Origin of the sequence: Bradyrhizobium sp. STM 3561 (genome assembly GCF_045571455.1) — a bacterium.
Lineage (GTDB): Bacteria > Pseudomonadota > Alphaproteobacteria > Rhizobiales > Xanthobacteraceae > Bradyrhizobium > Bradyrhizobium vignae.
Genome location: NZ_CP120695.1, coordinates 6,601,188 through 6,616,529 on the forward strand (window position 1 = coordinate 6,601,188; position 15,342 = coordinate 6,616,529).

The 15,342-nt window shown below is 64.1% G+C and carries 19 protein-coding genes; 8 read left to right on the forward strand and 11 right to left on the reverse strand.

Annotated elements, in window-relative coordinates; all coding sequences use genetic code 11:
- Positions 1–61: 61 nt before the first annotated feature.
- Positions 62–601 carry a hypothetical protein gene (locus tag P6U28_RS31290; RefSeq protein WP_129145069.1) on the reverse strand — a complete coding sequence of 180 codons (540 nt, stop codon included), beginning with the start codon at positions 599–601 and terminating at the stop codon, positions 62–64.
- A gap of 178 nt (positions 602–779) precedes the next feature.
- Here P6U28_RS31290 and P6U28_RS31295 point away from each other — a divergent pair, with 178 nt between their 5' ends.
- Positions 780–1,079, forward strand: a complete 300-nt coding sequence (locus tag P6U28_RS31295) for a DUF1330 domain-containing protein (protein WP_162500061.1) — start codon at positions 780–782, stop codon at positions 1,077–1,079.
- Between the two features lie 97 nt (positions 1,080–1,176).
- Here P6U28_RS31295 and P6U28_RS31300 read toward each other — a convergent pair whose 3' ends face one another.
- A complete protein-coding gene (locus P6U28_RS31300) occupies positions 1,177–1,443 on the reverse strand; it encodes a hypothetical protein (RefSeq protein ID WP_122400374.1) in 267 nt (88 codons plus the stop codon).
- 52 nt (positions 1,444–1,495) lie between these two features.
- Positions 1,496–1,777, reverse strand: a complete 282-nt coding sequence (locus P6U28_RS31305) for a hypothetical protein (RefSeq protein WP_164937106.1) — start codon at positions 1,775–1,777, stop codon at positions 1,496–1,498.
- A gap of 148 nt (positions 1,778–1,925) precedes the next feature.
- On the opposite strand from P6U28_RS31305, the gene P6U28_RS31310 reads away from it, so the two are divergent.
- The 3 genes from P6U28_RS31310 to P6U28_RS31320 all read left to right on the forward strand — a co-directional run bounded on the left by P6U28_RS31310 (position 1,926) and on the right by P6U28_RS31320 (position 3,990).
- Entirely contained in the window at positions 1,926–2,324 is a 399-nt protein-coding gene (locus P6U28_RS31310; protein ID WP_122400373.1) for a metallopeptidase family protein, read from the forward strand.
- A 196-nt stretch (positions 2,325–2,520) separates the two neighbouring features.
- Positions 2,521–3,126, forward strand: coding sequence for a 3-isopropylmalate dehydratase small subunit (gene leuD / locus P6U28_RS31315; RefSeq protein WP_122400372.1), 606 nt, complete (start codon positions 2,521–2,523; stop codon positions 3,124–3,126).
- Positions 3,127–3,204: 78 nt separating this feature from the next.
- On the forward strand, positions 3,205–3,990 hold the full coding sequence (locus P6U28_RS31320) for a hypothetical protein (protein ID WP_129145067.1): 786 nt from the start codon (positions 3,205–3,207) through the stop codon (positions 3,988–3,990).
- Between the two features lie 236 nt (positions 3,991–4,226).
- Here P6U28_RS31320 and P6U28_RS31325 read toward each other — a convergent pair whose 3' ends face one another.
- Positions 4,227–5,108, reverse strand: a complete 882-nt coding sequence (locus P6U28_RS31325) for a CoA ester lyase (RefSeq protein ID WP_209295443.1) — start codon at positions 5,106–5,108, stop codon at positions 4,227–4,229.
- A 110-nt stretch (positions 5,109–5,218) separates the two neighbouring features.
- Here P6U28_RS31325 and P6U28_RS31330 point away from each other — a divergent pair, with 110 nt between their 5' ends.
- Complete coding sequence (locus tag P6U28_RS31330) at positions 5,219–5,863, forward strand: carbonic anhydrase (RefSeq protein ID WP_122400369.1); 645 nt, start codon at positions 5,219–5,221, stop codon at positions 5,861–5,863.
- A 142-nt stretch (positions 5,864–6,005) separates the two neighbouring features.
- Here P6U28_RS31330 and P6U28_RS31335 read toward each other — a convergent pair whose 3' ends face one another.
- The gene (locus tag P6U28_RS31335; protein WP_407120427.1) at positions 6,006–7,040 is read right to left on the reverse strand and encodes an aspartate-semialdehyde dehydrogenase; all 1,035 of its coding nucleotides are present in this window, start codon (positions 7,038–7,040) and stop codon (positions 6,006–6,008) included.
- 117 nt (positions 7,041–7,157) lie between these two features.
- Here P6U28_RS31335 and P6U28_RS31340 point away from each other — a divergent pair, with 117 nt between their 5' ends.
- Together P6U28_RS31340 and P6U28_RS31345 are read left to right on the forward strand one after the other, a co-directional pair.
- The gene (locus tag P6U28_RS31340) at positions 7,158–7,946 is read left to right on the forward strand and encodes a hypothetical protein (protein WP_129145064.1); all 789 of its coding nucleotides are present in this window, start codon (positions 7,158–7,160) and stop codon (positions 7,944–7,946) included.
- Between the two features lie 156 nt (positions 7,947–8,102).
- Complete coding sequence (locus P6U28_RS31345; protein ID WP_407120428.1) at positions 8,103–8,486, forward strand: hypothetical protein; 384 nt, start codon at positions 8,103–8,105, stop codon at positions 8,484–8,486.
- Positions 8,487–8,670: 184 nt separating this feature from the next.
- On the opposite strand, the gene P6U28_RS31350 is transcribed toward P6U28_RS31345, so the two are convergent.
- Together P6U28_RS31350 and leuB are read right to left on the reverse strand one after the other, a co-directional pair.
- Complete coding sequence (locus tag P6U28_RS31350) at positions 8,671–9,309, reverse strand: DapH/DapD/GlmU-related protein (protein ID WP_407120429.1); 639 nt, start codon at positions 9,307–9,309, stop codon at positions 8,671–8,673.
- Between the two features lie 127 nt (positions 9,310–9,436).
- Complete coding sequence (leuB, locus tag P6U28_RS31355) at positions 9,437–10,549, reverse strand: 3-isopropylmalate dehydrogenase (RefSeq protein WP_129145062.1); 1,113 nt, start codon at positions 10,547–10,549, stop codon at positions 9,437–9,439.
- A 266-nt stretch (positions 10,550–10,815) separates the two neighbouring features.
- Here leuB and P6U28_RS31360 point away from each other — a divergent pair, with 266 nt between their 5' ends.
- Positions 10,816–12,015, forward strand: coding sequence for a YbfB/YjiJ family MFS transporter (locus P6U28_RS31360; RefSeq protein ID WP_129145061.1), 1,200 nt, complete (start codon positions 10,816–10,818; stop codon positions 12,013–12,015).
- A gap of 93 nt (positions 12,016–12,108) precedes the next feature.
- On the opposite strand, the gene P6U28_RS31365 is transcribed toward P6U28_RS31360, so the two are convergent.
- The 4 genes from P6U28_RS31365 to P6U28_RS31380 form a co-directional block, all read right to left on the reverse strand.
- Positions 12,109–12,891 carry a molybdopterin-binding protein gene (locus tag P6U28_RS31365; protein WP_122400362.1) on the reverse strand — a complete coding sequence of 261 codons (783 nt, stop codon included), beginning with the start codon at positions 12,889–12,891 and terminating at the stop codon, positions 12,109–12,111.
- A gap of 14 nt (positions 12,892–12,905) precedes the next feature.
- A complete protein-coding gene (locus tag P6U28_RS31370) occupies positions 12,906–13,535 on the reverse strand; it encodes a cytochrome b/b6 domain-containing protein (RefSeq protein ID WP_129145060.1) in 630 nt (209 codons plus the stop codon).
- Between the two features lie 183 nt (positions 13,536–13,718).
- Positions 13,719–14,273: a fasciclin domain-containing protein gene (locus P6U28_RS31375; RefSeq protein ID WP_209295441.1), complete on the reverse strand. Its 555-nt coding sequence runs from the start codon at positions 14,271–14,273 to the stop codon at positions 13,719–13,721.
- Positions 14,274–14,574: 301 nt separating this feature from the next.
- A complete protein-coding gene (locus tag P6U28_RS31380) occupies positions 14,575–15,336 on the reverse strand; it encodes an SDR family oxidoreductase (RefSeq protein ID WP_129145058.1) in 762 nt (253 codons plus the stop codon).
- Positions 15,337–15,342 lie beyond the last annotated feature (6 nt).

Sequence of the window (15,342 nt, forward strand, 5' to 3'; positions counted from 1 at the left end):
AATCTCGAGATTCCAGGTCTGGCGCTTGCGCGCCATCCCGGAATGACGGTGCTAAATCACCTCACCAATAATACCGGTACGGATAGTGCCAGCGGGGCCAGCGGCAGACGCGGCGCGGGCCGTAATAGGTCCAGATGATCCGGCAGCGACGCGGATAGTGATAGTAGGGATAGTAGCCCCCGACATAAAAGCGCCGGTGGAAGTGACGATAGCCGTAATGGGGACGATAGATCCCGTAACGATGATAGCCGCCATAGTGGCGAAATCCGCCGTAACGAATGCCGCCGCCGTGAAAGGCCGGCGCAGCGCGGAAGCCGCCGCCATGGAAGCCGCCACCGCGGAAGCCGCCGAAATGTCCGCCACCGCCGCGGAAGCCACCACCGCCGTGGAAATGACCGCCACCGCCATGTCCGCCGCCGCCGTGACGTATCTGCGTGACGAGATCGTCGGTCGCGGCCTTCGTCGCGGGTGACGTCGCCGGATTGATCAAGGTGAGTGCTTCAGCGCGACGCGCGGTGCCGGCCGACAGCATCAGCGTCGCGGCGGCCGCGATCCCGAGCACGCGCATCGGGCGAGCCCGACGACCCAACATCCTCAGCATGGAACCCTCCCTGAATCTGGACAGCAGAGCTGCGACGCGACGTCTCGGCCGTGCCATCGCTGTTCAATTACGGTCGCTCCCAAGATTAAATTGCGGACGGCGATGTGAACGCGCCATGAATGAACGACACTGGGCCTCGGCGATGCGACGCAGTGCCGCGACGGAAGGAATTTTGCAGATGACTGTCTACGCCATTGCGCAATTGAAGATGACGGACCGCGCAGCTTATGACCGCTATCAGGCGCGGTTCTTCGACGTGTTCAGAAAGTACAACGGGCGCCTGCTCGCCGCCGACGAACATCCGCGCGTGCTCGAGGGCGCGTGGCCGCATGACAAGCTTGTCATGATGTCGTTTGCCGACGAGGCCGCATTCCTCGCCTTCTCGAACTCGCCCGAGTACGAAGAGATCTCGCGTGATCGCAAAGCCGGCGCGCAGGCGACTGTGCTGCTGGTCAGGGGATTTGACCCCGCGGGCTAAAGCGCGATGAGATTTGGATGAATCGTCATCGCGCTTCAGCTTGTTGTTTACGCATGATCTTTCCGGAAAACCGCTTCTCACTTTTCCGGATCATGCTTTAGCGCGTCCAGAACGGCCCGTAGCCGAACACGAAAGGTACCGGCACGCGGTAAGGATAAGGACGATAGTAGACGGGCCGCGCGTAGTAGCGTGGATCGTGGCGCGCAGCAGGCCGCGCAATGTCACGGGCTCGCGCGTGTCGCCGGACATCGAAAACCGCGATCCCCGCCGACGCCTCCGGTATCGTCGCCCTTTGCGCCGCGGAAGCGCGAGGCACGCCGGCAGCGAGCGCCACGGCAATAGCCAATCCAATCCATCGCGCCATCACGACCCTCACGAGGCCACGGCGCTGTTGGCTGGCGCGGGCATTGAACTGGTCAGCCCCGGCGCCAGTAGCAGCTCACGCGCGGCACGATCACCGTGCCGCTCGGCCGGTACTCCTGCACATAGGTCGCGTTGCAGACGCGGACCGCGTCGGGGCCGGGATTGTAGCGCGGATAGACGCCATCCGGGCTGTAATAGGGCGTGACGCGCAAGCGCGCCGGGGGCCGCTTGCGCAGCGGGGGTATGTCGTCAGGCGGAACCGCCTGGGCGAAGCGAATCTCGGGGTCGGCGGTCTGCGCTTCCGCGCCAACGCAAAACTGCGAAAACAACCCCATGCACAGTAGAGTCAGCGCTGTTTTCGCTCGCATTTTTCCGCCCACCTGAAACGTCCCATTCAAGGCCCACGCTCCCCGTTTTGGTCGCGCCCGTCAACGCTTATAAAGCCAGATGCATCGCCGCGGAACCCGCGGTAAGAAGGGGTCCATGTGGACGGAATTGAAAGCGCCGTCGCTGGCCGAGATGGAAGCGATGGCTCACGATGTGTTCGAGCGCCTGCCGGTGGAATTTCGCAAGCTCTGCGAGGGCGTGATTGTCCGCGTCGACGACTTCCCGACCGAGGAGGTCCTGGACGAAATGGACTGCGAGAGCGAGTTCGACCTGCTCGGCCTGTTCCAGGGCGTCGGCCTGCCGCATCAGAGCTTTGGCGACGTGGCGCGGCTGCCCAACATGGTGTGGCTCTACCGCCGGCCGATCCTGGATTATTGGGCCGAGCACGACGAAAGCCTCGGCCATATCGTCCGCCACGTCCTGATCCATGAGATCGGCCACCATTTCGGCCTTTCGGACGACGATATGGCCGCGATTGAGGCCAAGGCGGAGTAGAGCGGAGCTTCTTCACCTCTCCCCGGCGGGGAGAGGTGAAATCCCAAGGGAGAGGTGAAATCCCGACGCCGCACCAGTCCAGCCTCATACCCCGCAAGCAGGAGAGGTAAGGCAGACCTGCCCAATTCGGCCTAGGATTCGGCCCCCGATCGCGATAAATACCGGCTCCCTGAACCACGTGCGGGAAAGCGCAACCATGGACAAGTTCACCACGCTGGAAGGCGTCGCGGCGCCGCTGAAGATCGTCAATGTCGATACCGACATGATCATTCCGAAGCAGTACCTCAAGACCATCAAGCGCACCGGCCTTGGCAAGGGGCTCTTCTCCGAGCAGCGCTACAAGGACGACGGCAGCGAGAACCCGGATTTCGTTCTCAACCAGCCCGCCTATCGCAACGCGAAGGTGCTGGTCGCCGGCGACAATTTCGGCTGCGGCTCGAGCCGCGAGCACGCGCCCTGGGCGCTGCTCGACTTCGGCATCCGCTGCGTGATCTCGACCTCGTTCGGCGACATCTTCTACAACAACTGCTTCAAGAACGGCATTCTGCCGATCCGCGTCTCGCAGGAAGATCTCGACAAGCTGTTCGACGACGCCGAGCGCGGCGCCAACGCGACGCTGACGATCGACCTGCCGAACCAGGAGATCCGCGGCCCCGACGGCGGCAAGGTCAAGTTCGAGATCGATCCGTTCCGCAAGCACTGTCTCATCAACGGTCTCGACGACATCGGCCTCACCATGGAGAAGAAGGCCTCGATCGATTCCTATGAAGAGAAACTCAAGCGCGAGCGCGCCTGGGCCTGATCTCGGATTTTCGTTCGAGCCCCGGTGCTGTCGGCGCCGGGGCTTTTTCTTTGCCCTGCTTATCCGTATGGCTCGCGCATGCTCCCCGAGATCGTCACCTTCTGGCATGGCCCGATGGATGCGCTGCGCCAGACATGTCTGCGCTCGCAGCTCGCTGCCGGCCACAAGGTCACGGTCTACAGCTTCGACACCATTCCCGGCCTGCCCGCCGGCGTTGCCAACGCCGAGGCCGAGGCGATCCTGCCGCACGCATTCTCCGAGCGGTTGCGGCCGCCGCAGCCTGATGGAAGCTGGCGCGACTGGACCACGCTGCAGTTCAGCGACTTCTTCCGCATGAAGCTGATGGCGAAGGGCCTCGGCCTCTGGCTCGACGCCGACGTGCTGCTCTTGAAGCCCGTCGAGATCGATCCGGCAAAACCCTATTTCGCCTGGGAGCGGCCGCGCCAGCTCGGCAATTCCGTGCTCTATCTTCCGCCCGAGCACGGCATCGTCGCCGCCTTCGAAGAGCTGATGGAGCAGGAGGAGCTGACGCCGAACTGGCTCTCGGTGCGCCACCGCATCACCTTCATGATGCGCCGCCTGCGCGGCGGCTCGAACCGGCTCTCGGACATTCGCGTCGCGATCTACGGGCCTGCGGCGCTCACCGCGCTCGCGCGCCGCACCGGTGAATTGCAGAACGCGTTGCCAAAACAGTCGTTCTACGCCGTGCATGCCGAGCCAAAATTGTTCTTCGACCCCTCGAGCTATCTCGGCCTCGTCACCAATCCCGAGATCATCGGCCTGCACATCTCCCCCAAGGGCCGCGGCGGCGAGAAGCCGATTCCCGGCAGCCTGTATGCGTGGGCGGCGGAGCGGTTTAGCTAACTGTCGCGCAAGAGATGCGCTGCAGCTCGCAGGCTTATGGAGCCTTCCGAGCAAACGCCTCGTCCTTCGAGACGACCGCTTCCAGCGGTCTCCTCAGGATGAGGCTAACGGGCATAGGTGCCTGTAGAAACCGTTGCCGCACACTCCGTCCTCATCCTGACGGTTATTGCGCGAATGCCGCGACGCTGGAGTCGCTCGGCCGTGCCGATCTCGTGCCGCGCCGAGATCGTGCGTGCTCAGGACTTCCCCATCGCCGCGATCGCATCCGCGATCTCGATCGTGCGGCGGGCCATGTCGGCGTGCAGGCGCTCCACCATGGCGCCGTCGAGCCGGATCGCGCCGCGCGAAGCATTCTCCGGCAATTCGAACGCCGCGATGATCTTTCGGGCGCGCGCGACTTCTTCTTCAGGCGGGGTGAAGATCGCGTTGCAGGCGTCGATCTGTGAGGGATGGATCAGCGTCTTGCCGTCGAAGCCGAGGTCGCGGCCTTGCGCGCATTCGGTGGCGAAACCGTCGGAATTGGCGATGTCGCTGTAGGGGCCGTCGAGGATTTCGAGGCCATGGGCGCGCGCCGCCAGAATGCAGTGGGTGATCATCGGGATCATCGCGGCGCGGCCCGGCAGCATCCGGATCCGCGTCTCGCGCGAGATGTCGTTCGGTCCGAACACGAAACCGGAGAGGCGGGTCGATGGATCGCGGCCGGCGGCGGACAGCTCCTCGGCATGGAGCACCGCGCGCGCGGTCTCGATCATGGCCCAGACTTTCACGGTCGGCGCGGCGCCAAGCTCGGCCAGCTTACGGCCGATCGCATTGAGATCTTCGATGCTTGAAACTTTTGGAACCAGGATGCCGTCGGGCGATGCCTTGGCGGCCATCGCGACGTCATCGGCCCACCAGGCCGTGTCCAGACCGTTGGTCCGGATCAGGATCTCGCGCTTGCCGAACCCCTTGGCCGCAATCGCAGCGGCGATCCCGTCGCGGGCCAACGCCTTGGCTTCGGGGGCGACCGAGTCTTCCAGATCGAGGATCAGGCCGTCGGCGGCCAGATTCCGTGCCTTTTCCAGCGCGCGGGGGTTGGATCCGGGCATGAACAAATGGCTGCGGCGCGGGCGGGTCATGCGATCGTTCCTTCCGGTTTCCTCGTCTGTCTTCTGACCTGAGCCGTAGCACTTGGCATGCCTATTCGAAAGGCTTGTTCGGTCCCGGGCTCTATGGTTAGGCATAGGCCATGACGACATTCCCGAAGCATTTGCTGGAAGGCTACAAGGCCTTCGCCACCCAGCGGCTGCCTGCCGAGCAGAGCCGCTACCGCGAGCTGTCGGTGAAAGGACAGTCGCCGGAAGTGATGGTGATCGGCTGCTGCGACAGCCGCGTCTCGCCCGAGGTGATCTTCGACGTCGGCCCCGGCGAATTGTTCGTCGTCCGCAACATCGCCAATCTGGTGCCGACCTATCAGCCCGACGAGAGCGCGCATGGTGTCTCGGCGGCGCTGGAATATGCGGTGACGGTGCTGAAGGTGAAGCACATCGTGGTGCTCGGCCACGCGCAATGCGGCGGCATCCGCGCCTTCGTCGACAAGATCGAGCCGCTGACGCCCGGTGACTTCATCGGCAAATGGATGCAGATGTTCATCAAGCCCGGCGAAGTGGTCGAGCAGCGCGAGCACGAGACCATGGCGCAGTTCGTCGAGCGCATCGAGAAGGCCGCGGTGTTCCGCAGCCTGGAGAACCTGATGACCTTCCCGTTCGTGCGCAAGGCCGTCGAGAGCGGCCAGATGCAGACCCACGGCGCCTATTTCGGCGTCGCGGAGGGGACTTTGTTCGTGCTGGACAAGGCAAGCAAGGAATTCAAGAGCGCGCGCGGCGAGGCTTGAGCGGCTTCGTATACTGCCGCATCAAACGAGATCGTCGTCCCGGACAAGCGCAGCGAAGCGGAGCGCAAATCCGGGGACCAATACTCCCGGGACCAATCGAGGCGCGAAGGCGTAACTCCGGGTCCCCGTAACCACGTCTCCCTTACGCCGCCTTCTTCTTCGCGCTGATCAGCTTGCGGTTGATCAGGACTTCCGCGATCTGGATCGCATTGAGCGCGGCGCCCTTGCGCAGATTGTCGGACACGCACCAGAACGCGAGACCGTTCTCCACCGTCGCATCCTCGCGGATGCGGCTGATATAGGTGGCGTCCTCGCCGGCGGCTTCGTATGGGGTCGCGTAGCCGCCGGGCTCCTGCTTGTCGATGACGAGGCAGCCGGGCGCCTTGCGCAGGATCTCGCGGGCTTCGTCCGCGCTGATCGGATTCTCGAACTCGATGTTGACGGCCTCGGAGTGGCCGACGAAGACAGGCACGCGCACGCAGGTCGCCGAGAGCTTGATCTTGGGATCAAGGATCTTCTTGGTCTCCGCCATCATCTTCCACTCTTCCTTGGTGTAGCCGTCTTCCATGAAGACGTCGATGTGGGGGATGACGTTGAAGGCGATGCGCTTGGGGAATTTCTTCGCGACCAGCTCGTCATTGGTGTAGACGGCCTTGGTCTGCGAGAACAGTTCGTCCATCGCGTCCTTGCCGGCGCCCGACACCGATTGATAGGTCGAGACCACGACGCGCTTGATCGTCGCCCTGTCGTGCAGCGGCTTCAGCGCGACCACGAGCTGCGCGGTCGAGCAGTTCGGGTTGGCGATGATGTTCTTCTTCTTGAAGCCTTCGGTCGCGCCTGCGTTCACTTCCGGCACGATCAGCGGCACGTCCGGGTCCATGCGCCAGGCCGAGGAATTGTCGATCACGACGGCGCCGGCGGCGCCGATCTGCGGCGACCATTCCTTCGACACCGTGCCGCCCGCCGACATCAGGCAGATGTCGACGTCGGAGAAGTCGTAATGCTCGAGCGCTTTGACCTTGAGGGTGCGGTCGCCATAGGAGACCTCGACGCCGACGCTGCGGCGCGACGCCAGGGCCACGACCTCGTCCGCGGGGAATTTGCGCTCGTCGAGGATGTTGAGCATTTCCCGACCGACATTGCCGGTCGCGCCGACGACTGCGACTTTGTAACCCATCGTTCACTCTCCGATGAAAAAAGCCCGTTCCTGAAGCTGACGCTTAAACAGGAAGAGCAGCGCTTCTATGCGAGAACCGGCCTCAAGACAACGTGGGACGATGCCTGAAGGCCGTGGATGCAGTCGCCTGAGGCCAGCACGGCCGTTAGCCCTACCCAGATCCAGCTGGCGCTCCTGGCCGTTGCCGACGAGGTCGTCGGCACGCTGGTGCGCCTGATTGCCTATGTGGGGGCGCTCGCCCTGCTTGCCATCCTCGCCGTCGCAGCGCTCGGCCAGCTGCCTGACTTGCGCGACGATGAGCCGGCGGACAAGCCAGGCTGGAGCGTGGCCGACCGCTCGCATCCGGCCTTCGCCGTCAGCCGACTCGATTCATCAGATAAAACAGCATCTTACACCATCCTCAGGCATCCCGAAGGCGGCCGCAGGGACGTGCTGCGCTGGACCGACGCGGCGGACAAGCCCGTGGCCGAGCTCGAAATCTACCGCCAAGGCGCCGAATTCGACGTGACAAGGCCGGCGGCCGCGGGTCTGGCCGCCCAGATGGGGTTGGGGACGGTCACCCCGCTCGAGCAGGCCGGCCTGATCGACACCAAATTCGGCCCCGTCGCGCTGTTCCGGCCAACCGGCACGATCGAGGGTGCGCAGGGCTGCCTCGGCTACCTCAAGCGCAGCGAGGAGCCGGGCTTGCAGATCTCCGGCTTCTCCTGCCAGGGCGACAGCCTTCCCGCGACGCGCGCGGCGATCGCCTGCACGCTGAACCGGCTGACGCTGTTGACCTCGGGCAACGAGCCAAAGCTGGCGGAAATGTTCGCCCATGCCGAGCTCAAGCGCCGCTCGTGCGATTCGCGGGGCTCACCGGACTGGCTGCTCGGCGCCGCCAATGCGCAATTGCGCGGGACGCTTTGACCGGCATCAAACTCAAGTGGCTGGTTTGCATGCAACTTTTGCCGGCGCGCACGATTATTCCGCGCTGGTGTGACCCAATAGACCTAGTTGCGGTCACCCCGGGCGCGCTAGTATGGGGTGAAATCGACTGGCGGCTTGCCGCCTGAAGGGGACGTGATGAGCTCGAAATTTTCTGCGGCGAACAAATTGGCGACCTGGCTTGCGGCAGGCGCCGTGATTGCCATGTCCGTCGCGACGCCGGCCTCCGCCGACACCAGGACCAAGCGCTATGACGAGCGCGGCCGCCCCTACTATGGCCCGAGCGGCCCCAACGCGGTCTATCAGCAAGGCCACACTCGCATCTATGTGAGCAAGCGCTCCTGGCTCGACGGCGGCACCGAGGTCAATCCGGGCGACCGCAAGTTCACCGACTACGCCTTCCCGCCGGCAGTGGGCTATCCGTCCTTCGCGCGCGAGAACCTCAACCGCCCGATCGACCGCCAGCCGCTCTCGCCGCCGCAGGATGTCGGCGGCTATCCGCAGAATTTCCCGCTGTACTGAGCGGGCTGATCTTTCCGAATCAAAATGGCCGGGCTCGCGCCCGGCCATTTTGTTTTTGCGAGATGCCGTAGGGCACTCCTGCCTCTCCATCGTCATTGCGAGCGCAGCGAAGCAAATCCAGAATCTTTCCGCGGAACGATTCTGGATTGCTTCGTCGCTTCGCTCCGCGCAATGACGGCTGAGACTATGCGTTCGCTGCCGGATCATAGCGCCGGCAAAATTCTTCGATCGCCTCGGAGCGAAAATCGGCGAGACGCTCGAAGATGAGCGCATCCGGCCAATCCCACCAGGCGATGCGGCGCAGGCTTGCCGCAACGGCATCCGGAAAGCGTTTGCGGATGGGGCGCGCGGGAACGCCGCCGACGATGGTGTAGGGCTCGACATCACGGCTGACGACCGCGCCTGCGGCAATCACCGCGCCGTCACCGACGCTCACACCCGGCAGCAAGATGGCGGCGTGGCCGATCCAGACGTCATTGCCGACGATGACGCGATCGCCGCGGCGGCCTGCGAAGAAGTCGCGATCGCGCGTCGCCGACGCCTCGTAATATTCAGGCCAATAGGTGAAGCGATGCTGGGACGGCCGGCCCATCGGATGGTTCGGCGCGCCGATCCGCACCGCATTGGCGATGGCCGTGAACTTGCCGATTGTCGCATCGGCGACGTCGCAATTCTCGCCGAGATAGGAGTAGTCGCCAAGCGAGGCATATTCGATGCGCGTATGGCTGAGGATCTCGCAGCGCCGCCCGATCTGCGCCTCGCGCTGGCGCACCGTTTCATGGATGATGGTTTCCGCGATCTTGGGGCGGGGTGAGGCATCCATGAGGGAGCTCCGATAGCAGGTGCGTAGGGTGGGTTAACCCTGCGACTGCGCGAAGCGCATTTCGCACGGCGTAACCCACCACTTTGATTTCCGCGGAGACAGAAGAGGTGGGGTGCCGTGCTTTTGGCTACGCGTGCAGCTTCTGCAATTCCTTCAAAATCGCTTCGCCCATCTGCGTGGTCGAGGCCGCCGTGGTGCCTTCCGACTTGATGTCGGCGGTACGCAGGCCACTGGCGAGCACGGCGGCGATCGCGGCGTCGACCTTGTCAGCGAGATCGCCCATGTCGAAGGAATAGCGCAGCGCCATGCCGAAGGACGAGATCATCGCAATCGGATTGGCGAGGCCCTTGCCGGCGATATCGGGCGCCGAGCCGTGCACGGGCTCGTACAGCGCCTTGCGCTTCTTGCTCTTGACGTCGACCTCGCCGAGCGAGGCCGAGGGCAGCATGCCGAGCGATCCCGTCAGCATCGCTGCGATGTCGGACAGCATGTCGCCGAACAGGTTGTCGGTGACGATGACGTCGAACTGCTTCGGCCATTTCACCAGCATCATGCCGCCGGAGTCAGCAAGCTGGTGCTCGAGCGTGACATCGGGATATTCGCGCTTGTGGACCTGAGTCATGACCTCGTTCCAGAGCACGCCCGATTTCATGACGTTGCGCTTCTCCATGGACGTCACCTTGTTCTTGCGCTTCCTGGCAAGCTCGAAGGCGACGCGGCCGATGCGCTCGATCTCATAGGTGTCGTAGACCTGGGTATCGATCGCGCGCTTCTGGCCGTTGCCGAGATCGGTGATGGTCTTGGGCTCGCCGAAATAGACGCCTCCGGTGAGCTCGCGCACGATGACGATGTCGAGGCCCTCGACCGCCTCGCGCTTCAGGCTGGAGGCATCGGCCAGCGCCGGGTAGCACACGGCCGGGCGGAGGTTCGCGAACAGGGCAAGATCCTTGCGCAGGCGCAAGAGACCAGCTTCGGGGCGCACCTCGTAAGGCACCGCATCCCATTTCGGGCCGCCGACTGCGCCGAAGATCACGGCGTCGGCGTCCTTGGCCTTGGCCATGTCGCCCTCGGAGATCGAGACCTTGTGGGCATCATAGGCCGAGCCGCCGACGAGGCCGGTGTCGGTCTCGAACTTGACGATCCCGGCCGAATTGAGCCAATCGATCAGCCGCTTCACCTCGCCCATCACCTCGGGGCCGATACCGTCGCCGGGGAGCAGCAGCAATTTGTGGGTCGCCATGGTCGTTCTACCTCCGTTGCGTCGTGGCCGGGCATAGCCGGCCAAAGGACGGCGTCGCTTCCGCTCGCCTATGTTCCGGCCATCCACGTCCTTGGCTTGCGGGCCGAAGAACGTGGATGCCCGGCACAAGGCCGGGCATGACGGCATCTCGTGAATTTCGGCCGGAGTGCTAGAGCGGCGTTGCGCGCTTGGCAAGACACCATTGCCGCGCCGCGGCTGTGCAAGACCGGCAGGGCCTGCCACAGTGCGGGTTGCCGGAGTACCCCTTGCACGCCCCTGACCGTCCCCCGAACCCGCATCCTGCGCGGCTGATCCTGACCCTGTCGCTGGCGGCAACGGTCGGGCTCGGCATCGGCCGCTTCGCCTATGCGCTGGTGCTGCCCGACATGCGGGAGGACCTTGGCTGGTCCTACTCGGCGGCCGGTTTCATGAACACCATCAACGCCGTCGGCTACCTCGTGGGCGCGCTTGTCGCGTCGCGGCTGATCCAGCGCGTCGGCTGGTCAGCCGCAATCCGCGGCGGAACCCTGGCCTGTGTCGCCGCGCTCGCGACCTGCGCGCTATCAGGCAATTTCGTCGCGTTGAGCCTGGCGCGCCTCGTGCTGGGCCTGGGCGCAGCGGCGGGCTTCGTCGCCGGCGGCGCGCTGGCCGCGACCATTGTGCAGTCGCAGCCCGCGCGCGCCAATTTCCTGCTCAGCCTGTTCTACGCCGGGCCGGGCATCGGCATTCTATCATCCGGGTTGATCGCCCCGTTCACGCTGCAATATTTCGGACCCGGCTCGTGGTGGATCGTCTGGTGGGCGCTGACGCTGCTGTCCGTCGCGATGACGATCCCGCTGTTCCTGATCCGCATCGAAAGCGGCGCGCGTTTCTCGGAAGGCAGTCACGCATCGTTCGCGATCCTGCCGGTGCTGATCTATCTCGCCGGCTACTTCCTGTTCGGCGCGGGTTATATCGCCTACATGACCTTCATGATCGCCTATGTGCGCGACGGCGGCGGCGGCGCTGCGGCGCAGGCGGCGTTCTGGAGCCTGATCGGTCTGTCCGCCTTCGTCACCCCCTGGGCCTGGCGCGGTGTGCTGGCGCTCGACCGCGGCGGGCTCGCCACCGCGATCATCCTCGGCACCAACGCGTTGGGGGCCGCCCTGCCGATGCTCGGGCATTCGCCGGCCTGGCTCGCGATCTCGGCGGTCGTGTTCGGCGTCGCCTTCTTCGCCGTGGTCGGCTCAACCACCGCCTTCGTCCGCTTCAACTATCCGCCCGAGGTGTGGCCGACCGCGATCGCAGCGATGACGATCTCGTTCGGCGTCGGCCAGACGCTCGGCCCGATCGTGGTGGGTGCGGTCACGGATGCGCTGGGGAGCTTGAGCTACGCGCTGAACGTCTCGGCCGCACTGCTGGCGCTCGGGGCGGTGGCGGCGCTGTGCCAGCGGAAGGTGGGGCCGGCCAGGCAATCGGTGCCGTAGGGCGAGCAAAGGCGCGAAGCGCCGTGCCCACCATCTCCTTCATCATGGATGGAATGGTGGGCACGCTTGCGCTTTGCCCACCCTGCAGCGGAGCTAGCTCCCGCTGAACGAATTGTACCCCTGGTCTTCCCAGTAACCGCCTTTGTAGTCGTTGGTGACTTCCATCGAGACCACGTATTTCGGGTTCTTGAAGCCGAGCTTTGTCGGCACGCGGATCTTCATCGGGAAGCCGTAGGCGCGGGGCAAAATCTCGTTCGCGTATTTGAACGTCATCTGCGTCTGCGGATGCAGCGCGCTGCGCATGTCGAGCGGCGAGTTGTAGCCGTCCTTGTCGGCACACTGGAACCAGACATATTTCGCGCGCGTGTCCGCGCCGATCAGCTTGAGGAAATCGCGCAAGGGCGTGCCGGTCCAGCTGCCGATCGCGCTCCAGCCCTCGACGCAGATGTGGCGGGTGATCTGGGTGACCTGCGGCAATTGATAGAGCTCGTCCAGCGTCCAGGACTTCTTGTTGTCGACGAGACCGCGCACTTCGAGCTTCCAGTCCTTGCCGTCGACATCCGGGGCATCGTCGAGATCGTAATAGGCGTTGAACGGGAACGGCTTCGTGATCGCGCTCTCCGGGAAGGTCGGCGCCAACGCATCGGGATTGAAAATGAAGGACTGCACGGCGTCGTTGAACTTCGACACCTGCTTCAGCATCTCCTCGGCCGAGGAGGAGTCGACGACGTCGCAGCCGGTGAGCAGCGTCAGCGCGCCGAGGCTGGCGCCGCCCGCGATGAAGCGGCGGCGGGTGAGATCCGGCATCGTCTTGAGGGAGTCCTTGATCAGGAGCCGCTTGTCGACGCCGGGGATCAGGAATGAACGTTTGGCCATCACAACTCTCCTAATCAGCGCCCGATGATCATCGCGCGCAGGCTCTTCGGCACCAGCAGCGCGAGCAGGACGTGGATGACGAGGAACGCGCAGATCGCGGCCATGCAGAAGAAATGCACATAGCGCGCGGTCGGATAGTCGCCGAACAGCATCACGAGGTAATACAGCTGCACCGGCTTCCACATGCCGAGGCCGGAGAGCACGATCAGCACGCCGACCACGATGATGCCGGCATAGAGCAGGCGCTGCACGTAATTGTAGACGGTGAGATCGTCATGACCGAGCTTGAAGGTCAGAGCCGCCCTGACGTCGTGAAGCACGCCGGATGGCGTGATCGGCAGCAGTTTTTTCCGGAAGCGTCCGGTGGCAAAACCGGTGATGAGATAAGCAAGGCCGTTGATCATCAACAGCCACATCGCCGCAAAATGCCAGAGCAGGCCGCCGCCGAGCCAGCCACCGAGCGTGTACTCGCGCGGGAAGCTGAAGCCGAACAGCGGCGAGGCATTGTAGATCTGCCAGCCCGACAGAATCATCAGGATCATGGCGAGGGCATTGATCCAGTGCATGACCCGGACCCAGGCCGGCTGGATCACTTTGGCCGGGGTGGCGCTGACCTGCTCGTCAGTGACTGTGAGGCTCGACATGATGGTTCCGTCCTGGCGATCGTCTAACGATAATTATACGCCGCTGCGTCCGCTTTCGTTACGCCTCTCGCGTCATGGAATCGATGCCGCGAGGCTATGGCGGTCACAAAAAAGCGAGCCGGGCACCCCCGGCTCGCCGTCTCAAAGCGTCCTGTTCGGGGGATGAAACAGGGGCGCGCGGTGTTACGTCGCCGGCATCAGCACGGTGTCGATCACATGGATGACGCCGTTCGACTGGTTGACGTTGGAGATCGTCACCATGGAGGTGCCGCCCTTGGCATCGACGATCCAGGTCTTGCCGTCCATCTTCTTGACCGTCAGTTCCTCGCCCTCCGCGGTCTTCAGCTTCTTGCCGTCGGTGAGGTCGGAGGCCTCGAGCTTGCCGGGCACGACGTGGTAGGTGAGGATCTTGGTCAGCGTCGCCTTGTTCTCGGGCTTGACCAGATTGTCGACGGTGCCGGCCGGCAGCTTGCCGAAGGCGGCGTTGGTCGGCGCGAACACCGTGAATGGTCCCTTGCTTTCCAGCGTCGGCACCAGGCCCGCCGCCTTCACCGCCGCCACCAGCGTGGTGTGGTCCTTGGAATTGACTGCGTTCTGCACGATGTTCTTGGACGGGAACATCGCGGCGCCACCGACCATGACGGTCTTCTCCTCGGCGCGCACCGGCGCGACGACGGTCGCGGTGACGGCGATGGCGCTGAAGGCGGCGGCAGCGAGATAGGCAATGCGCTTCGACATGGAAAGTCTCCCGATTGAATAGAGGCCGGCGATGGCCGGTGTTTGAGTTGGGCAACAACGGCGGCTGCGGCCGTGTGAAGTGATGCAGCAGTGCCGTCGTTGGACCGAACTACGGGAGGGTCTGCGATACGGTTTCGAGGAAAAATTCTTTGTGATGCGTGAAACTATGTGGGGAGATGTTCGTGTGGTGGCTCAGGCGTCATTGCGAGGAGCGAAGCGGCGAAGCAATCCAGACTGTCTCCGCGGATCTATGCCTGGATTGCTTCGCTTCGCTCGCAATGACGAGGTCGCGCGACCTTGGCTAATCCCTGTTGTTCGGCGTCTGGATGAAGCCGCGATTATGCGTGGGGCTGATCAGGAGCTCGTTGATGCAGACGCGCGGCGGCATCGAGGCGATGAAGGCGATGGTGCGGCCGAGGTCTTCCGGTTGCAGCATCGTGGCCTGCTCTTCCTCGCTTGGCACCACCGGGCGCAGCTTCAGGATCGGCGTCGCCACCTCGCCCGGCATCAGGCAGCAGGCGCGAAGCCCATTGACGCATTCGTCCATGTTGAAGGAATGGGTCAGCGCCAGCACCGCATGCTTGGTCGTGGTGTAGGCCGGGCCCGGCATCTTGGAGACGTGGCGGCCGGCCCAGGACGAGACGTTGATGATCGAGCCGTCCTGCTGCTTGCGCATCGTCGGCAGCACCGCGCGCATGCAATAGAGCACGCCGTTGAGATTGACCTGGACCAGCTTGTCCCAGCCCTCCAGTTCCATGTCCTTCCAGCTGCGCTTGGGAACATTGATGCCGGCATTGTTGACGAGCAGGTCGATGCGGCCGTGCCTGGCGACGATCTGATCGGCTGCCTTCTGGGCCTCCACGGCGTCGGACACGTCGAGTGCAATGGCCTCAGCCGCTCCGCCCGCGTTACTGATCTTGACAACTACGGTATCCAGGGCGTCCTTGCGTCGCCCGGACACCACCACCGTCCAGCCGTCAGCCGCGAGCGCCTCTGCGCCGGCCTCCCCGATCCCGCTGCCGCCTCCGGTGACCCAGGCCACGCGTTTCCCGTTTTTTGACATGCAAAC

Coding starts and splice junctions, on each gene's coding strand:
- P6U28_RS31295 (WP_162500061.1), top strand. CDS start 780: ATGACTGTCTACGCCATTGCGCAATTGAAGATGACGGACCGCGCAGCT.
- P6U28_RS31310 (WP_122400373.1), top strand. CDS start 1,926: ATGTGGACGGAATTGAAAGCGCCGTCGCTGGCCGAGATGGAAGCGATG.
- leuD (WP_122400372.1), top strand. CDS start 2,521: ATGGACAAGTTCACCACGCTGGAAGGCGTCGCGGCGCCGCTGAAGATC.
- P6U28_RS31320 (WP_129145067.1), top strand. CDS start 3,205: ATGCTCCCCGAGATCGTCACCTTCTGGCATGGCCCGATGGATGCGCTG.
- P6U28_RS31335 (WP_407120427.1), bottom strand. CDS start 7,040: ATGGGTTACAAAGTCGCAGTCGTCGGCGCGACCGGCAATGTCGGTCGG.
- P6U28_RS31325 (WP_209295443.1), bottom strand. CDS start 5,108: ATGACCCGCCCGCGCCGCAGCCATTTGTTCATGCCCGGATCCAACCCC.
- P6U28_RS31305 (WP_164937106.1), bottom strand. CDS start 1,777: ATGGGGTTGTTTTCGCAGTTTTGCGTTGGCGCGGAAGCGCAGACCGCC.
- P6U28_RS31365 (WP_122400362.1), bottom strand. CDS start 12,891: ATGGCCAAACGTTCATTCCTGATCCCCGGCGTCGACAAGCGGCTCCTG.
- P6U28_RS31370 (WP_129145060.1), bottom strand. CDS start 13,535: ATGTCGAGCCTCACAGTCACTGACGAGCAGGTCAGCGCCACCCCGGCC.
- P6U28_RS31380 (WP_129145058.1), bottom strand. CDS start 15,336: ATGTCAAAAAACGGGAAACGCGTGGCCTGGGTCACCGGAGGCGGCAGC.
- P6U28_RS31290 (WP_129145069.1), bottom strand. CDS start 601: ATGCTGAGGATGTTGGGTCGTCGGGCTCGCCCGATGCGCGTGCTCGGG.
- P6U28_RS31345 (WP_407120428.1), top strand. CDS start 8,103: ATGAGCTCGAAATTTTCTGCGGCGAACAAATTGGCGACCTGGCTTGCG.
- P6U28_RS31340 (WP_129145064.1), top strand. CDS start 7,158: ATGCAGTCGCCTGAGGCCAGCACGGCCGTTAGCCCTACCCAGATCCAG.
- P6U28_RS31350 (WP_407120429.1), bottom strand. CDS start 9,309: ATGGATGCCTCACCCCGCCCCAAGATCGCGGAAACCATCATCCATGAA.
- leuB (WP_129145062.1), bottom strand. CDS start 10,549: ATGGCGACCCACAAATTGCTGCTGCTCCCCGGCGACGGTATCGGCCCC.
- P6U28_RS31330 (WP_122400369.1), top strand. CDS start 5,219: ATGACGACATTCCCGAAGCATTTGCTGGAAGGCTACAAGGCCTTCGCC.
- P6U28_RS31375 (WP_209295441.1), bottom strand. CDS start 14,273: ATGTCGAAGCGCATTGCCTATCTCGCTGCCGCCGCCTTCAGCGCCATC.
- P6U28_RS31300 (WP_122400374.1), bottom strand. CDS start 1,443: ATGGCGCGATGGATTGGATTGGCTATTGCCGTGGCGCTCGCTGCCGGC.